The 15,992-nt window shown below is 62.9% G+C and carries 16 protein-coding genes; 3 read left to right on the top strand and 13 right to left on the bottom strand.

Going from position 1 to position 15,992, the window contains the following annotated elements; all coding sequences use genetic code 11:
• Position 1: 1 nt before the first annotated feature.
• Positions 2-1,189 (bottom strand): ABC transporter substrate-binding protein, encoded by a 1,188-nt coding sequence (locus JOH52_RS23440; RefSeq protein ID WP_014530814.1) that lies wholly within the window; start codon positions 1,187-1,189, stop codon positions 2-4.
• A gap of 126 nt (positions 1,190-1,315) precedes the next feature.
• On the opposite strand from JOH52_RS23440, the gene JOH52_RS23435 reads away from it, so the two are divergent.
• On the top strand, positions 1,316-1,837 hold the full coding sequence (locus JOH52_RS23435; RefSeq protein ID WP_014530815.1) for a DUF3280 domain-containing protein: 522 nt from the start codon (positions 1,316-1,318) through the stop codon (positions 1,835-1,837).
• Between the two features lie 171 nt (positions 1,838-2,008).
• Here the strand turns inward: JOH52_RS23435 and JOH52_RS23430 are convergent, their stop codons facing one another.
• The 7 genes from JOH52_RS23430 to JOH52_RS23400 form a co-directional block, all read right to left on the bottom strand.
• Positions 2,009-2,554, bottom strand: coding sequence for a PQQ-dependent catabolism-associated CXXCW motif protein (locus JOH52_RS23430; protein WP_003528756.1), 546 nt, complete (start codon positions 2,552-2,554; stop codon positions 2,009-2,011).
• Complete coding sequence (locus tag JOH52_RS23425; RefSeq protein ID WP_014530816.1) at positions 2,551-3,417, bottom strand: substrate-binding domain-containing protein; 867 nt, start codon at positions 3,415-3,417, stop codon at positions 2,551-2,553. The genes JOH52_RS23430 and JOH52_RS23425 overlap by 4 nt, the downstream gene beginning before the upstream one ends.
• Complete coding sequence (locus tag JOH52_RS23420) at positions 3,374-3,904, bottom strand: c-type cytochrome, methanol metabolism-related (RefSeq protein ID WP_010975085.1); 531 nt, start codon at positions 3,902-3,904, stop codon at positions 3,374-3,376. The genes JOH52_RS23425 and JOH52_RS23420 overlap by 44 nt, the downstream gene beginning before the upstream one ends.
• Before the next feature lie 78 nt (positions 3,905-3,982).
• Positions 3,983-5,788 (bottom strand): lanthanide-dependent methanol dehydrogenase XoxF5, encoded by a 1,806-nt coding sequence (gene xoxF5, locus JOH52_RS23415; RefSeq protein WP_010975084.1) that lies wholly within the window; start codon positions 5,786-5,788, stop codon positions 3,983-3,985.
• A gap of 177 nt (positions 5,789-5,965) precedes the next feature.
• Positions 5,966-6,376 (bottom strand): c-type cytochrome, encoded by a 411-nt coding sequence (locus JOH52_RS23410; protein WP_010975083.1) that lies wholly within the window; start codon positions 6,374-6,376, stop codon positions 5,966-5,968.
• 13 nt (positions 6,377-6,389) lie between these two features.
• Entirely contained in the window at positions 6,390-7,220 is an 831-nt protein-coding gene (gene fghA, locus JOH52_RS23405; RefSeq protein WP_013850139.1) for an S-formylglutathione hydrolase, read from the bottom strand.
• An 8-nt stretch (positions 7,221-7,228) separates the two neighbouring features.
• The gene (locus JOH52_RS23400) at positions 7,229-8,356 is read right to left on the bottom strand and encodes an S-(hydroxymethyl)glutathione dehydrogenase/class III alcohol dehydrogenase (RefSeq protein ID WP_010975081.1); all 1,128 of its coding nucleotides are present in this window, start codon (positions 8,354-8,356) and stop codon (positions 7,229-7,231) included.
• 169 nt (positions 8,357-8,525) lie between these two features.
• On the opposite strand from JOH52_RS23400, the gene JOH52_RS23395 reads away from it, so the two are divergent.
• A complete protein-coding gene (locus JOH52_RS23395) occupies positions 8,526-9,167 on the top strand; it encodes a hypothetical protein (protein WP_010975080.1) in 642 nt (213 codons plus the stop codon).
• A 128-nt stretch (positions 9,168-9,295) separates the two neighbouring features.
• Here the strand turns inward: JOH52_RS23395 and JOH52_RS23390 are convergent, their stop codons facing one another.
• On the bottom strand, positions 9,296-10,354 hold the full coding sequence (locus JOH52_RS23390) for a quinoprotein relay system zinc metallohydrolase 2 (RefSeq protein WP_014530817.1): 1,059 nt from the start codon (positions 10,352-10,354) through the stop codon (positions 9,296-9,298).
• Positions 10,355-10,527: 173 nt separating this feature from the next.
• Here JOH52_RS23390 and JOH52_RS23385 point away from each other — a divergent pair, with 173 nt between their 5' ends.
• A complete protein-coding gene (locus JOH52_RS23385) occupies positions 10,528-11,340 on the top strand; it encodes a quinoprotein dehydrogenase-associated SoxYZ-like carrier (protein ID WP_014530818.1) in 813 nt (270 codons plus the stop codon).
• Between the two features lie 73 nt (positions 11,341-11,413).
• Here JOH52_RS23385 and JOH52_RS23380 read toward each other — a convergent pair whose 3' ends face one another.
• The 4 genes from JOH52_RS23380 to JOH52_RS23365 all read right to left on the bottom strand — a co-directional run bounded on the left by JOH52_RS23380 (position 11,414) and on the right by JOH52_RS23365 (position 15,951).
• A complete protein-coding gene (locus JOH52_RS23380) occupies positions 11,414-11,767 on the bottom strand; it encodes a hypothetical protein (protein ID WP_014530819.1) in 354 nt (117 codons plus the stop codon).
• A complete protein-coding gene (locus JOH52_RS23375) occupies positions 11,764-12,435 on the bottom strand; it encodes a hypothetical protein (RefSeq protein WP_014530820.1) in 672 nt (223 codons plus the stop codon). The genes JOH52_RS23380 and JOH52_RS23375 overlap by 4 nt, the downstream gene beginning before the upstream one ends.
• A 106-nt stretch (positions 12,436-12,541) precedes the next feature.
• The gene (locus JOH52_RS23370) at positions 12,542-14,785 is read right to left on the bottom strand and encodes a PAS domain-containing hybrid sensor histidine kinase/response regulator (RefSeq protein ID WP_014530821.1); all 2,244 of its coding nucleotides are present in this window, start codon (positions 14,783-14,785) and stop codon (positions 12,542-12,544) included.
• Positions 14,782-15,951: an FIST signal transduction protein gene (locus JOH52_RS23365; RefSeq protein ID WP_010975074.1), complete on the bottom strand. Its 1,170-nt coding sequence runs from the start codon at positions 15,949-15,951 to the stop codon at positions 14,782-14,784. Before JOH52_RS23365 ends, JOH52_RS23370 begins: the two co-directional genes overlap by 4 nt.
• Positions 15,952-15,992 lie beyond the last annotated feature (41 nt).

Below are 15,992 nucleotides of genomic sequence, written 5' to 3'. Positions count from 1 at the left end.
CTTATCCTCCAAATGCGTGACAGGCTGTCTCGGGCGCATCGATACCCAGCGTGTCGAGCGGCGAATGCTGGTGCAGGTAGCCGTCCTGCGGCGATACGGAAACGGTCACCCGGCCCTCGGTCAAAAGAACCGGCTGCCGCAACTGCCCGTTCCAGGTGCGGAAGGTCAATTTCTGGCCCTTGAACGCAGCCAGTTCGAAATCCTTGGAAAGGGCGTAGGCCCGCACGGTTCCGGGATCGGCCTTGCCGGACCGCGTCACCGCCTCCCCGATCACCCGCATCGCAAGCCATGCCTGGTAATCTTCCTCGCGCATGTAGCGGCCGGTGAGTTTTTCGAAGCGGCGCTGGAACTGGGTCGCACCCCAGGCCTCGTGAGCAGGATGCCAGGAGACCGGACGCAGGCCCGCAGAGCCGGCAACCGGCCTCGGGTCCCAGCTGTGATAGGGCAGATAGGGCGCGAAAACGCCCGCCTCGTCGGCCGCGACGATGACGTCGTATTCCTCGGCCTCCTGGGTGAAGACGGGAATTTGCTTTTGCACCATGACATGACCGGTATCCGTGCGCCGGCTGCCGCCGGTGTCGACGAACTCCCGCTCCTCGACGATCTCAGCGCCGAACTTGGCGGCCGATTTGCGATAGCTGTCGGCAAGCAGCTTGTCTTCGGGATGAGAGCCGTGGATCAGCAGGATACGCTGCCATTTCTTCCACATGAGAAACTGAACGATGCTGTCGCTGAGCATCGAACGGCTCGGCGAGACGTGCAGCACATTGGCCCGGCAGTCGGCATCGCGCAGCCCGTCGTCGCGAGCGCCCGCATTGAAAAGCAGAACTTCCGGTCCGGCCTTGTCGGAGAGCGCCTTCAGTATGTCGCCTTCGGCGATCACCGCGATGAGCCCGATGCCTTCCGCCTTCAGCCCATCGAGCGCCGCCACTGCCTCTTCCGGCGCAACCGCCTGCGTTTTCACGGTGTAGTCCATGCCGGTGAAAGCGCCGGTGGTCCGGTTGTCCTCGTTGCCCAGCATGGCGCCGGCAAAGCCCAGGTCGGCGGGCGGCGCATCGAGCCGCGAGATCGGCGGACCGACGACACGATCGATCCGCAGCACAGCCGTCTTCACCTCCGCCGCCGGCAAGGGAGACGTGAGCAGCACCGTCGCCCAGAAAACGGCAAGCAAAAGCTTTAGGTTAGGCATTGCCGGAACGACCTCCCAATCCTCCTGACACTCCCTCGGAAATGGAGACTAACAGCGCAGTATGGGTCGCAAAACCGATACTTAAGGAGCGTAGTTTAGCGACATGCGTGTGCTAGGCTGAATTTCATGCGGCACATCCTGACAGTCCTTGTCTCCATCCTTGTCCTGGCACTGTTGCCGGCGCTCGCGCGCGCCGCGCTGGACAAGCCGCTCACGCCGGGCGCCAAGGTAGCATTCCTCGGCATGACCTTCATCGATCTGTCGACGGAGGGCGCCTATAACGGAGTGCGCGCCGACGAGACCGCGCGGCTCGAGCTCATGGAAGGCGCCGCGCGCGACCGCTTCGTTCAGGAAGGCTTCGTCATTCTCACGAACGAGCCAGTGGCGGCCGAACTCGCCGGCACGGTCAATCCTGCCGACTGCAACGGCTGCGACCTGACTATGGGCGAGCGGCTTGGCGCCGACTACGTGTTGGTCGGCGAAGTGCGGAAGATCTCCAACCTTATCCTATCGGTGGAGCTCGTACTGCGCGACGTGGACTCCGGCGAGATGCTGCGCGGCCTTGCCGTCGACATCCGCTCGAACACCGACGACAGCTGGCTGCGCGGCATCCGCTACATCCTGAAAAACCACTTCTTCAAATCCTGAAGGATTCCCGATCAAGGCCTTTTGAGGTTCGGGATCCCCGCCGCGGCTTGTTTGATCTCCTCATGCCTGTGCTCGTCACAGGGATCCAGCCAGACCAAGTCCTTGGGCTGAAAGAACTCTTCCCGCGCCACGGAAGCGGAGAGATTGCAGCCTCCGACACGTCCCCTCATTTCACCGGCCGCCGGGCTCCGGGTCGATGCGCTCCGTGGGGTAGCCGGCGGCCGTCCAGCCATCGGTGCCCTGCGGATACCAGAAGACACGTGTGTAGCCATACTCCAGAGCTCGCTTTCCGGCGTTCCAGGACATCCAGCAGCCGTCGAGGCAAAAGAAAAGCACCGGCCGGTCCTTGTCGCCACCGGTCGCCTTTTCCAGGCCGGCGCGAAAATAGGCGTGCATGGCGTCGGCCAGCTGGCCATAGCCGACATTCGGCAGCCATAGGGCAGATGGAATGGACAGGCGCGGCTTTTCGTTCCAGACCGTCCCCTCCGGGAGATTGGTCGGCTTCGGCGGCCGCGGCAGGACGTCGATGAAAGCGACCTGACCGGTCTTCCACAATGCATGGGCAGCTTCGGTCGACACGACCGTCGCACCGGAAAGCGTCGCCGGCACCTCGGCGCGGTACTCGCTCTCGCGGTAGCCGGCAGGCTCCTCGGCCGCCGCCGCCGGGAAGGCGGCAAGCAGGAGCAGGACCAGCGAATGGAGCCGCAGGCGGGTCATTGCTGCGCCTCGAGCGGGCCGGTTCCCATGTCGTTCAGGAGCGGCACGCCGGCATCGGCGAGGATCGCGTTGATCTCGGACTGATTTCGACGAATGAGAGAATTGAGCTTGCGCTCCCAGACCTTCTCGCCTTGCCGCACGCCCATCGTGATGCGGTAGAAGAGCTTTGGCGGCGTGGTCTCCGACAGAAGCGGGGTCGCCTTCAGCTTCGGGTGGCTTCCCTTGACGAGCGGACCGCCGATCGGCCCCCAGAGGATGGCTGCGTCGAGGGCGCCGGATTCCAGGTCAGCGAGCATGTCGTCGGCCGGATCCTCGTAGCGCCGGTCGACCATCAAATGATAGCCTTTGGCCTTGGGCAGCAGTCCGTTTCTCGCCATATGCGTCGCCGGCGGCGTTCCCGCAACGATGCCGATCCGCTTGTCCTTGAGAAGAGGGTCGGCAAGCGTCGTGACACCGCCCAGGGGACCTTCCGAGGCAACGATCAGCACATAGGACGATGTATAGTAATGGTTGGTGTTCAGGACCAGCTCATCGCCCTGGGCAAAACCGATGACCACGTCGCAGGCATTGGCCTGCAGGGTCTTGCGCACGAAGCCCGTCGCCATCGGAAACCAGGTGTACTCCACCGGCAAACCGAGCTTGGATGCCATCAGTTCGGCGATCCTGTTCTCGTAGCCCTTACCCGAACGATCCGACATCGGCAGATTGGCCGGATCGGCACAGACTCGAAACGCCGTCTTCGAAACAAGATCCGATGTCTGGGCCGCCGCCTGCTGAGAGCCGGCGGCCGCCATGAGAGCGCCGGCGGCTGCCAGGAGGCTACTCGTGACCGAGACAAGCCGTTTCAGCTTCCTTGATCGCATCGGATTTCGCTTCCTTCTTGGCCGGACGTCCCCGCGGCAGCGCATCGGCTCCGCGCGCTTTCAGATAGACGTAGATGTCGTCGAGATAACACATCACGTTGACGTTCTCGCCGAAGGCAGGCATCACCGAGTTCTCGGCAGCGTTCACCTTCTTGCGCCCGTTCGTGACGACATCGACGAAATCGTAGTAGTCCATGTTGATCGCGGAGGTCTTCAAGGCCGGCGCATAGCTCGACCCCTCGCCCTCCGGGCCATGACAGACGTGACATTCCGAGTGGTAGCGGCGAAAGCCCGAATAGGTGAGCCAGTCGACCGTGCCGTCCTCGGCGATCTTGAAAGTGGGAACGTCGTCGGCGGTGTAGTAGCGCCCGTTTTCGTCGCGCACAGCGGTGATGTTGTCCTTTGGCGCATCTTCTGCGCCTGCGGCGCTCGCCATAAACGTCAAAAAGGCGAGGATCATCGGTACGGCTGGTCTTGATCTGGTCATCTTGCGTCCTTTTGGGGGCTGGTATGAGTTGGCGCGGGCTTTATGAGCCCGCGCCAACTCCCGGGCGAAGTTTGCCCCTTACTCCGGCAGCTTGAACACGGTGAGCGTGCCGCCGAGTGCGGTGTAGTTGCTGAGGGCCGAGTAGCCGCCGACGGCTCCCAGACCTTCAGTCGGGTTGGTCAGGCCCGCTGCCAGACCGATACCGGCCCAGCCGCCGACACCGGAGAGCACCGCCACGTACTGCTTGCCTTCACGGGCATAGGTCATCACGTTGCCGATCACCCCGGAAGGCGTCTTGAAGCGATAGAGCTCCTTGCCGGTTGCCGCGTCGACCGCCTTGAGATAGCCCTCGAGCGTTCCGTAGAAGACCACATCGCCGGCTGTCGCCAGAGCGCCGGACCAGACCGAGAAAGGCTCCGGCAGAGACCACTTGATCTTGCCTTCCTTGTTGTCCCAGGCAATGAAATTGCCCATGCCGCCGTGGCTGTCCTTCGGCGGGTACATCGAAAGCGTGGCCCCGACATAGGGTTGGCCGGCGGTGTAGCTTACCCGGAAAGGCTCGTAGTCCATGCAGACGTGGTTGGTGGGCACATAGAACAGCTCGGTCTTAGGCGAATAGGCCGCAGGCTGCTGGTCCTTGGTGCCGAGTGCCGCCGGGCAGACGCCGGTGGTGTTGGTGTCTTCGCCGTTTTGCTCGGTCGAATACTGTGCCACGACCTGAGGCCGACCGTATTTGTCGGACTTCGGGTCCATGACCACTTCAGTCGCCCAGTTGACCGTGGGATCGTATTTCTCGGCCACGAGCAGCTCGCCAGTGACGCGGTCCATCGTATAGCCGAAGCCGTTCCGGTCGAAGTGGGTCAGCAGCTTGCGGTCCTTACCGTCGATCTGCTGTTCGGTCAGGATCATCTCGTTGACGCCGTCATAGTCCCATTCGTCATGGGGCGTCATCTGATAGAGCCATTTGGCCATGCCGGTATCGACATCACGCGCGAAGATGGTCATCGACCACCGATTGTCGCCCGGCCGCTGGGTCGGGTTCCAGGTCGAAGGGTTACCGGTTCCGTAATATACCAGATTTTCTTCCGGATCGTAGGAGTACCAGCCCCAGGTCGTGCCGCCGCCGATCTTCCACTGATCGCCTTCCCAGGTGGTGAGGCCGGAGTCCTTGCCGACCGGCTTGCCCAGATGGGTAGTCTTTTCAGGATCGATCAGCGTATCGCTGTCCGGCCCCATGGAGTAACCACGCCACAGGACCTTCCCGTCTGCCATCGAATAGGCCGTCACGTGACCGCGGACGCCGAACTCGCCGCCGGATATGCCGACGAGAATCTTATCCTTCACCGGCATGACGGTGGCGGTATTCGTCTCGCCCTTGGTAGCATCGCCGTTCTTGACGCTCCAGATGACCTTGCCGGTCTTGGCGTCGAGTGCCACGACCGTCGTATCGGCCTGATGCAGGAAGATCTTGTTATCCGCATAGGCCACGCCGCGATTAACGGTGTCGCAACACATCACCGGGATCACGTTCGGATCCTGCTTCGGCTCGTATTTCCAGACGATCTGGCCATCCTTGCTGAGATCCAGCGCGTAGACCGTGTTCGGGAACGGCGTATGGACGTACATCAGGTCGCCGATGACGAGCGGCGAACCTTCGTGACCACGCAGAACGCCGGTCGAGAAGGTCCAGGCAACCTGAAGTTTGCCTACGTTGTCCTTGTTGATCTGGTCGAGCTTGGAGTAGCGCAGGTTGGCATAATCGCCGGTCTGGATGGCCCATTGATTGGGGTCATCGATGAGCTTCTGCAACTCATCGTTGGCGAAAGCGACCTGTGCACCGCCGCCTATCGACATAATGGCAAGCATTGTAAGAAGTCGTTTCATTTCATCCTCCTCTTGGGTGCTGCCGATAGGGCCGTTGAACCCGCTCGCTCCGGGAAAACCTCGCGGTCTCCTCATCTCCCGGTATCGGCTTGCGACTCTGCCCCTGCCGCTGGAGAAAGCTCCGTCTGCTACAGGGGTACCTTGCTTCTGTCCTTGTTTTCGCCTCCTCCTCTTCGATCAGGGAAAGGTTGCCAGATACGCGATTATATCGGCGCGCTCCTGATCCTTGCGCAGACCCGCAAAGGTCATCTTGGTGCCGGGTAGGAAGCCCTTCGGACTCGTCAGAAACTCAGCGATCTTCTCCGGCGTCCAGGTAAGTCCTGCCTCGGCCGCCTTGCTCATCGCCGGCGAGTAGGCGTAGCCTTCGGCTTTGCCGGCCGACCGGCCGATTATCCCGTTCAGCAAGGGTCCGGTCTTCGATTTGGCATCCGGACCGACGGCGTGACAGGCCTGACACTTGCGGAAGACTTTCTCGCCTGCCCCGGGATCTCCGACCGAGGGATCCAGGGCAAGAGCCGGCGCAGCAGCGCCAAGAGTTCCACCGAACAGGACGAAAGCGGTCAACAGGGTACCAAGTCTAAAAGCCATTCTTTCCTCTCCCTTACGCGGCATTCAGCCGCTCTGCATGCCAGCGCACGTGGTCCTCGCCGAAGCTCGCCACGAAATAATAGCTGTGATCGTAACCCGCCTGCAGCCGGACCACGCCGGCCTGCCGCCGCTCCGCCAGCAAGCGGGCCATAGCCTCAGGCTGCAGCTCGTCCAGAAACTGGTCCGCCGCGCCCTGATCGATCAGGATATCGCCATGCCAGCCGAGCTCGCCGAGAAGCAGGCAGGCGTCATAGCTGCCCCAGTCGGCCTCGTCGTCGCCGAGATAGGCCGAGAACTGCTTACGCCCCCAGTCGGACCGGGTCGGATTCACGATCGGCGCGAAGGCCGAAACGGAGCGGAACAATTCCGGATTGCGGAAGGCGATCGTCAGCGCGCCGTGGCCGCCCATCGAGTGCCCGGTAATGCCGTTGACGCCGTTGAGCGGCAACTGCTCCTGCAGAAGGGCGGGCAATTCGGTGACGATGTAATCATACATGCGATAGTGCGGCGACCAGGGCTTCTGCGTCGCATTGACATAGAAGCCCGCACCCTGACCGAGATCATAGGCCTCGTCGTCGGCCACGCCCTCGCCGCGCGGCGAGGTGTCGGGGAAAACCAGCGCCAGCCCCTGCTCGGCCGCGTGCCGCTGCAGGCCCGCCTTGATCATCGCGTTCTCATGCGTGCATGTCAGGCCCGAGAGATACCACAGGAGCGGTACCGAACGCGTCCGCGCCTGTGGCGGCATGTAGAGGCCGAATGTCATCTCGACGCCGCAAACCTCGGAGGCGTGGCGGTAGACCGACTGGGTTCCGCCGAAACATTGGCTTTGCGTTACGAGTTCCATCTTCGCGCTCAATAGAGGACCACGCTTCGAATGCTCTCGCCGGAATGCATGAGCTCGAAACCCTTGTTGATGTCCTCGAGCGGCATGGTGTGGGTGATCATCGGATCGATCTCGATCTTGCCCTCCATGTACCAGTCGACGATCTTCGGCACATCGGTGCGGCCGCGCGCGCCGCCAAACGCGGTGCCCATCCAGGTGCGGCCGGTGACGAGCTGGAACGGCCTGGTCGAAATCTCCTGGCCGGCGCCGGCGACGCCGATGATCACCGACTTGCCCCAGCCGCGATGCGAGGCTTCGAGCGCCTGGCGCATGACCTTGGTGTTGCCGGTGCAGTCGAAGGTGTAGTCGGCGCCGCCGATCTGGTCGGCACCGCGCTTCGTCAGGTTGACGAGATAGGGGACGATGTCGTCGCCAACCTCCTTCGGATTGACGAAGTGGGTCATGCCGAACTTTTCGCCCCAGGGCTTCTTGTCGTTGTTGAGGTCGACGCCGATGATCATGTCGGCGCCGGCAAGGCGAAGCCCCTGGATGACGTTGAGGCCGATGCCGCCGAGACCGAAGACGATGGCGGTGGCGCCGATCTCGACCTTGGCGGTGTTGATCACCGCGCCGATGCCGGTGGTGACGCCGCAGCCGATATAGCAGATCTTGTCGAAGGGGGCGTCCGGATTGACCTTGGCGAGCGCGATCTCCGGCAGCACGGTGAAGTTCGAAAAGGTCGAGCAGCCCATATAATGGTGGATCTTGTCGCCGTTGATCGAGAACCGCGAGCTGCCGTCCGGCATCAGCCCTTGCCCCTGGGTGGCGCGGATGGCGGTGCACAGATTGGTCTTGCGGCTGAGGCAGGAGGGGCAGGAGCGGCATTCCGGCGTATAGAGCGGGATGACGTGGTCGCCCTTCTTCACCGAGGTGACGCCGGGGCCGACATCGACGACGATGCCGGCGCCCTCATGACCGAGGATCGCCGGGAACAGCCCCTCCGGATCGGCCCCCGACAGCGTGAAATCGTCGGTATGGCAGATGCCGGTCGCCTTCACCTCGACCAGCACCTCGCCGGCCCGCGGGCCTTCGAGCTCGACTTCGGTCACGACAAGGGGTTTTCCGGCCTGAACGGCCAGAGCAGCGCGAGTGCGCATGGATGCCTCCGGTACTACTTTATGTAAGCGGCCTTGTGAGGCCGTGTGCACAGATTACAGACGGGCCAAAGCACAAAGACAATTGCGACCTTAGTGTGTAAAACGCGACCTTTGGCTTCTCCCCCGGTCACCCTATACTGACACCGGTGAGAACACGGAGACATCAAGGATGAGAGTCGCCTGTCATGCGCTTCGCCGGATGCGCGGTTTGCCGCTCAATCTGGCGCTAGGGCTGGCGCTTTGCCTGACGCAAGCCCCCGGCATCGCAGGAGCAATGGATTTTTCCGATCCCGACTGGCCCTGTATCCAGCGCAAGGTCGAGAACCTGTCGGCGAGCCTGATGTGGCCCGCGCCGGTGACCCGCACGCCTCTTTCGCCCGAAGCAACCGATCTCGTGGAAGCATTGTCGCTTCGCCGGGTCAGCCTGGAAGAGGCCGACGCGCATGTCAGGGCTTTCGTGGAGCGGAACAAGCAGGCCGACGGTCAACTTCTCGGCAACATTTTCTACGGCGTGTTCGACAATATCGCCGAGACCCGACAGCGGCTGATCGCCGGGATAGCCCGCTATTCCCGCAGCCAGATCGCGCTCTCGTCGCGCATCGAAGGCGCGCGCGTCGAGATGGCGAAGCTCTCGCGGGAGAAAAGCCCCGATTTCGACCGTATCGACAAGCTGGAGGAACAGATCGACTGGGACGAGCGCATTTATCGCGATCGCTCGCAGGCGCTCACCTATGTCTGCGAAACGCCGGTGCTTCTGGAAAAACGCGCCTATGCCATCGCACAGATGCTGCTGAAGCATGTGCCTGATTGACGCCTGAACGCATCGGATCTGCGCATCGTGCCTCCCGAGAGGATCAATTCCGCATTTGTCACCCCGCTAGCGCTTTGAAACTACGCACTTCCCGCACGGGAAACCGTCACACTTTCGCGGGAGTGGCTCTAAGGATCCCATTCCATCTCCGTATAGGCTGCCGTGGCGTTTTGCGGGTTCAAGAGATCGAACAGGCGCCATCGGCCCGATTCGCTTTGACCGATGACCTCGTTTGCTTCCCCGAGCGCCAGGCCCTCGTCGAGCGCTTTCTTCGTGTCGGACTCCAGAACACGGAGGTAGCGTTCGAGCGGCGCGGCGGCCTGCGGCCAGTCGAGCAGCGGCCCTCCATGGCCCGGCACGACCTTCGGCGCGCCGAGGTCCTTCATTTCGGAAAGAACGGCGAGCCAGCCGCGCAGCGAACCGTCGAGGGCCGGCGTGTGCCTGTCGAACAGAAGATCGCCGGCGAAAAGGATACCGGACGTCCGGTCGAAGACAGTGAGGTCGGTAGAGGTGTGCGCCGTTGGCCAGGCGCGCAGCTCCAGCACCCTGCCGCCGAGGTCGATCGCCTCCTGCTGCGCTATCGTCCGATCCGGCGCGACTATGCGGCTGCCCAGGAAGGCCGCCTCGCCGATCCGACGGGCGTAGCTTGCGCGATAGTCTTCGGCGCGGTCGGAGAGCGCACGCGGTAAATTCGCCTGGCCGAGCACTGCCGCGCCTGCCTCGCGGAGCGGCTCGGCGCCGAAGACGTGGTCCGGATGCATATGCGTCAGGACCAGATGGCTGATCGGCAGGCGACTTCGTTCGCGGATCGCCAGATAGATCTCTTCTCCGAGTTTGCGCGCGCCGCCGGAATCGATCACGGCGATGCTGCGCGACCCTACGACGAAGCCGAAGTTGGACACGTCGCCGCCGTTTTCCGCATCCGGCTCCGCCACCCGGCCGCGATGCAGGAAGACCCCTGGGGCCGCTTCGCTGAAGGAAAGAGCCGACTTCGGCCTCGGGGCACAAAATGGCGGCTTCTCGGTCCAGTCGTCCGGCTTGCGTATGACGGAGTGCAACGCATGCTCGCACCCCGCTTTCGTCTCCGCCGCAAAGCCGGGCAGCAATGCCGCCCGGCACATCTCGCTCGGCGGCGCGTCAGGAACGGCTGCAGCAAGGATGCACATCGTCACGAATGCTTCGAACACCTCGAGCCCCCGGCATTTTCGAAAAAGTGGGCGATACACGAACTCGGCGATCTACAAGATTGCGGCCGCCGGTCGCGCCAGACAACATATCCGAAAGGCTCGCTTCTGCTCCCGGGCATCTCGTTCTATGCTATAAGATACTCGCAGCCTGTCCAAAAAGGGGGCTTTGAACCATGAAGCTCATTCTCGCGCTTATTCCCGTCACGCTGACGGCAAGCCTCGCACTTGCCGAGCCGGAGAAGCCGAACAACCCGCTAGCAGACGGCACGACCTGGCGCGATTTGAAGGGCGACGTCGTCGGCGAGGCGGCCATTCTCGACGGCTCCGCCCTGTTCTCCGTCACCGCGCCCTACCGCGCCAACGACGCCGCGACGGTGCCGGTCACGATCGAGCAGACGGACGCGGCGGCGGACCCGATCGAATCCCTCAAGCTGGTGATCGACGAGAACCCGGCGCCGGTGGCCGCCGAAATCCGCTTCGGCCCCGCAATGGCACCGCTGAAATTCGAAACCCGCGTGCGCGTCAACCAATATTCGAACATCCGAGCGATCGCCGAAACGCCGCGGGGCATTTTCATGAATGGCCGCTTCGTCAAGGCATCCGGCGGCTGCTCGGCGCCCGCCACAAAGGACCCGGTCGCGGCGCTGAAGGACATGGGAGAGATGCGGCTGAAGCTCTTCGATGGCAAGGGCGAAGTACAAAAAGCCCGCCGCGAGGCGCAGATCATGATCCGCCATCCGAACTATTCCGGTCTCCAGCGGGACCAGATCACTCAGCTCTTCGTCAGTGCGAAATTCATCACCGAATTGGTCGTGAAGCAGGGAGACGAGCTTCTGTTCGCGCTCGACGGCGGGATATCGATCAGTGAAAATCCCGTGTTCCGCTTCAGCTATACCGACAATGGTGCCCCGGACTTCACGGTCCATGCGGTCGACACGGACGGCAATGTCTTCGACCGCGTCCTGCCGAAGACGCCGCCCGCCTGAATGATAGCTGAATCAGCCTGAGGCCACGCACTTCCCGACGAAGAACCGCTACACACTTTTCCTGGAAGTGCTTTTAAAAACACAGCATCTCCGCCTCGGCCTGGGCGCGTCTCATATCCGCGACCATGGTGCGTGGCACGACCGCCGACTTGAACATGGCCAGCTGCTCGCCGCTCCCCTGCTGGAGAGACAGCACCGTTTCAGCCTGGACATATTTGTCATAGGGCAGGATGGAAGCGATCACATCGATCGAGCAGGCGCATTTGCCCAATACTTCCCGACTCTGGCCGTTGGCGGCCATGCAGCCGAACACATAGTCGGCCCGGGCCTCGGTGGGGTAATCGTTGAGGCGCTCGGACATGCTCTGCCCGCTTGCGGGGATTGCCGCCATCGCGATTGCGAGCGCTGCCAGGGCGGCGCGCATCATGGCCGGCCCTCCGCAGCTTCTTTCAAGGTGATCGCGTGGGAATAGCCGGCCTCGGCCCCGCCCGACGCCGAAGGAACGGTGGCCACCAGCGAATAGTACCAGCCGGGAATCTCTTCCGACACGGTGACGGCGAGCGACAATTGCGAGATCCGCCCCATTTGCGCGCGCGCCTTGTCGTGTTCGAAAGGCCGGATCGTCACCTCGCGCGCGGCGATTTCACGGTCGTGATAGCGCAGCGATACCGGCTCGATCTGCGCATCTCGCAGCAGGGCTTCCTTGACGCGGTTGCGCATGTAGAAGGGACTGCCGCCGGATTGTGCCGCAAGATCGGAAAGCACGCTTTCGAGAAAATACATGATGAGCGGATTGCCGACCGAGGTTGGATAGTTGCCGAGCCCCCGGGACTGGCTGCCCTGGTAGAGCGTCATCGCGACATTGTCGTCAACCTTGAGACCGACCGTGAAGCTGCCCGCTCTCTGCCCTGCATCGGCGCCCGACACGACCTTGTCGTAGACGAGCGAGCTCTGCTCCGCTTCGGAACCGTGCTTCGCCGCGTCCAGCCCTTTCAACGCCGCCGAATGGAAGAGGAGCTCGTAGGTCTCCGCAGCAGCCACGGGTCCGTGCCCCGGCCCCAGCAGGAATAGAGCGATCAGGAGAAAAATACGCATCGCAGATCCACCGTCCGATTGCGGCCCGTTCCGAGGCTCCGTTTACCGGCTTCGAGCCTAGCAGCGGCCCCGGCAATGTCATCGGAGACCTTTGTCTGTGTTTGTCTCACGCCACGCAGGCCCGGGTCTTCCAGTCGATCAGTGCCCTGAGCCGCACCAGCTGCACAGGCTTGGTGAGCACGGCGAAGGACATTTCGTTACAGAGCTGCAGGAATTGCCGCTGTCGGTTGGCGGAAATGATGATCGCCGGTATTTCGGCTCCTGCGAGCGCGCGCAGCGTATGGATGGTTTCTATGCCGTTGTCCTCATCATCCAGCTGATAATCGACCAGCAAGATGTCGGGGGCCGTGCCGATTTCCTGCATCAGCGCCGCCGCATCCGCAGTCGAGTCCGCTGCCAGAACGCTGGCTCCCCAGCTTTCCAGAACCTGCGTCATCGCGTGCAGCTCGTCGGCATCGTTCTCGACGATCATCACGATCAGATCGAGGCTGCCGTCGAGCATCGCCTCCATCCTCGGGTCCTCGCTGACGCTGGCATGGCCGGGCGCGGCCAGCGGCACTTCGATCGAGAAGACGGAGCCCCGGCCCGGCTGCGATGCCAGCCGGATGGGGTGATCGAGATGCCGGCATGCCCGCTCGACGATCGACAGGCCAAGTCCCATGCCCGGGCCTTTCGCCGCGCCACTTGCCCGGGTGAACTCCTTGAATATTCGTGTCCGGTCTTCCTCGGATATTCCGACGCCGGTATCCCATACCTCTATCCGCACGGCATCGCCCGTCAGCCGGCAACCGACCAGCACACGACCGCGCTCCGTATATTGAATGGCGTTCACGACAAGGTTCTGGACGCAGCGCATCAGGTAGCGCTGATCGCTGCTGACCCATCGTGAGGAAGGCACGATCCGAAGGTCGATCCCCCTTTCCGTCGCCAAGGGCGCCAGATCCTCGGCCACGCCCTGCAGCAGGTTCCCGAGATTGAACGAGGTGACGTTGAACTCGGCTCCCGAACTGTCGAGGCGCGAAATGTCGAGAAGCGCCTGCAGGAGCGATTCGATCGAGGTGAAGGATCGCTTCAGGCGCCTGACCACTTCCTCCGTGCCCGGCTGCCCCACCTTGTCCGTCAGCATCGACAGATAGAGTTTCGCGGCGTTGATCGGCTGAAGGAGATCATGACTGGCCGCCGCCAGAAAGCGGGTCTTGGATGTGTGGGCTGCCTCGGCAGCCTCCTTGGCGTGCCGAAGCGCCGCCTCGATCTTGGTCTGCTCGTCGGCGTGTATCTGCAGCAGGCGATTGGCCTCGGTCAATTCGGCCGTGCGCTCCTGCACCCGCTGCTCCAGAAGCGCCGAGGCCTGCGTCTCTGCCGTCACGTCCATGATCGAGACGATGAAACCGTCATCGGGCAGGGAATGGATACGGATGTCGAGGCTCATTCCGTCGCGCCGGCGGAAGCGCTCCTGCACCGCCTCGCCGCGGCGCACCGCCTTGAACCAGCCGGCGACCCGGGACCGGCGCCCTTCGCGGTCGAGAATCTCGTGGCGCTCGACATGTTCTACGATGCGCTGGAAGGGACTTCCCTTTTTCAGAAGCGAAAGCGGCACGCCGAGAAGCTCACCGAAGCGCTCGTTGCGAACCAGCAACTCGCCGCCTGACGAAAACGTGCAGATGCCGAGCGACATGTGATCGAAGGCCGCCTGCAGCAGATGGGACTGCTGGTCGATCAGGCGGTTCTTCTCGCGCCGGTTCTCCCGCACGATGTCGGTGATTTCGGTCTGCAGGACCGTGATGTTGCCGGAACTGGTCTGCCGGTAGGAAATCTGAAACCAGCGATCGTTCCGCAGCACCATCACGAAGGACGAAAAGCGCTGGCCGGATCCCTGCTCCCTCGCCACCGGGTGAGGCCGGGCCGCCAAGCCATTCTCCTCCCGGTTCAGATACTTGCTTGCGTTGACCGCCGCGAGATAGTCGTCGAAACCGAGGCCGGGCTTGATCAGCGGCTCCACATCGGGCAGCAAATTGCGGAACTGGGCATTGCAGGCCTGCAGTCGCTCTTCGGAAAAGAGTGCGAAACCGTCCTCCATCGCCACCATGGCATCGGCGAGGTTTCTCTGTATCCGCTCCTGCGCCTGGTAGGCGACCTCGAGCTCGCTCGAGGCCCGGTCGAGCGTATCGAGGGCCTTTTCGAGATCCTTGGTCTTTTCCCAGACCTCCGCCTGAAGGGCGATGGCGGATTCGAAGAGCGAATAGGCGGAGCCACCGACTTCGTGGCCGCGCTCGGCCCGGTTGACCAGCGCCTCGATGATCCTTGCCTGCTTGGCGATCTGAAGTTCGTAGGGCTCGTTCGGATCGATCATAGCGGCGCGCCCGCCTTCGGCCGGAAAAAGGCGACGCCGACAAAGGTCTGGTTCACGTGCACGCCGAGATGCTGTTCTCCATAGGTGTTGAAGCCGACGACGCGGCGCTGCCGCAACTGCTCGGAAACCTCGCTGTCCAGACCCTTGCGCTCGATCTCGAGCTTGCGTAGATAGCAATCGAAACCGAGGATGAAATCCGGGGCCTCACCGTCATGGCCGCTGACCGCCAGCCCCGTCTCGAGCGTGCGAATGATCTCCTTGCCGCGGCCGAGGCGCAACAGCAGGCCATCGTCGATCGCCGACAGGAAGGTGAGCCCGTGCTCGCCTTGAATCTGCTGGATCGCCCGCACGTGATAGAGATTGCCGTTGCGTACCAGCACCGGATTCTCGGCGAAGACCATCGGCGACAATTCGCCGACCGGCACCTTGACCAGCCGGGCATATTCCTCCGCCGCCGGCGAGCCGTTGATCTCCAGGACCAGCCGTTCCTCCGGGACAGCGCGGGTAACCACCATGCGCTTGTCGGTGGGCTGAAAATGGTCGAAGCCGAGACCGCTGAACTCCAGATCGGTTTCGAGCAGCAGGAGGAGCGCGGCATTGCTGTGGAATTCACCGTTTCGAAGCACCTGGGTGCGCTGGAACCGCAGCCCGTCGCCGGCCGAACCGCCAAAAACGGGAATGTCCTTCAGCCCCGCCTCCAGGGCCGCAACCAGAATATCCTCCTGCTTGGACAGTCCGTCGGCAAAGATCAGCGCCAGCCGCTTCCGGCCCGGCGTCACGCGGAACTGCGTGGCGAGCCGCTCCGTCTGCGAAACGACGTCGGCGATCGAGACCGGGGAAATCGGTTGGAACAGAATCGAGGCCACCCGAAAATGATGCCGCTGGAAGGCGACCGCCAGCAGAGTATCGTTTTCATAGCCGCGCGGCGTGATCTGGCCGGCTGTCGTGCAGCCGAAGACGACCGTATTCGGCAGCGACTTTCTGAGCGCCGCGGCAAGGTCGTCCGGCTGCAGCCGGTTCGGCACGAACAGAAAGATGAAGCTCGGCCTCGCCGTGGCGAGCTGCCGTCTGATTTCAGCGAGGGCAGTGAACGCATCGTCGGCGCGTGATGTCGCGAGCCGCACCGCCTCGGCGGGTTTGCGGTCAAGATCGTCGACAGCCGTCATGCACCGTCACCCTCCAACTCCCATCCCGGCAGGCCGGGCAC

The organism is Sinorhizobium meliloti, from assembly GCF_017876815.1.
Classification (GTDB): Bacteria; Pseudomonadota; Alphaproteobacteria; order Rhizobiales; family Rhizobiaceae; genus Sinorhizobium; species Sinorhizobium meliloti.
Note: the sequence above shows the minus strand (reverse complement) of the source record. Positions and strands in the feature narration are given on the sequence as shown.

Excerpts from the sequence above, each read along its gene's own strand:
- JOH52_RS23425 (WP_014530816.1), bottom strand. The coding sequence starts at position 3,417 with ATGCGATCAAGGAAGCTGAAACGGCTTGTCTCGGTCACGAGTAGCCTC.
- fghA (WP_013850139.1), bottom strand. The coding sequence starts at position 7,220 with ATGGAACTCGTAACGCAAAGCCAATGTTTCGGCGGAACCCAGTCGGTC.
- JOH52_RS23370 (WP_014530821.1), bottom strand. The coding sequence starts at position 14,785 with ATGATCGATCCGAACGAGCCCTACGAACTTCAGATCGCCAAGCAGGCA.
- JOH52_RS23380 (WP_014530819.1), bottom strand. The coding sequence starts at position 11,767 with ATGATGCGCGCCGCCCTGGCAGCGCTCGCAATCGCGATGGCGGCAATC.
- JOH52_RS23365 (WP_010975074.1), bottom strand. The coding sequence starts at position 15,951 with ATGACGGCTGTCGACGATCTTGACCGCAAACCCGCCGAGGCGGTGCGG.
- JOH52_RS23410 (WP_010975083.1), bottom strand. The coding sequence starts at position 6,376 with ATGGCTTTTAGACTTGGTACCCTGTTGACCGCTTTCGTCCTGTTCGGT.
- JOH52_RS23395 (WP_010975080.1), top strand. The coding sequence starts at position 8,526 with ATGAGAGTCGCCTGTCATGCGCTTCGCCGGATGCGCGGTTTGCCGCTC.
- JOH52_RS23400 (WP_010975081.1), bottom strand. The coding sequence starts at position 8,356 with ATGCGCACTCGCGCTGCTCTGGCCGTTCAGGCCGGAAAACCCCTTGTC.
- JOH52_RS23420 (WP_010975085.1), bottom strand. The coding sequence starts at position 3,904 with ATGACCAGATCAAGACCAGCCGTACCGATGATCCTCGCCTTTTTGACG.
- JOH52_RS23375 (WP_014530820.1), bottom strand. The coding sequence starts at position 12,435 with ATGCGTATTTTTCTCCTGATCGCTCTATTCCTGCTGGGGCCGGGGCAC.
- JOH52_RS23385 (WP_014530818.1), top strand. The coding sequence starts at position 10,528 with ATGAAGCTCATTCTCGCGCTTATTCCCGTCACGCTGACGGCAAGCCTC.
- JOH52_RS23435 (WP_014530815.1), top strand. The coding sequence starts at position 1,316 with ATGCGGCACATCCTGACAGTCCTTGTCTCCATCCTTGTCCTGGCACTG.
- JOH52_RS23440 (WP_014530814.1), bottom strand. The coding sequence starts at position 1,189 with ATGCCTAACCTAAAGCTTTTGCTTGCCGTTTTCTGGGCGACGGTGCTG.
- xoxF5 (WP_010975084.1), bottom strand. The coding sequence starts at position 5,788 with ATGAAACGACTTCTTACAATGCTTGCCATTATGTCGATAGGCGGCGGT.
- JOH52_RS23430 (WP_003528756.1), bottom strand. The coding sequence starts at position 2,554 with ATGACCCGCCTGCGGCTCCATTCGCTGGTCCTGCTCCTGCTTGCCGCC.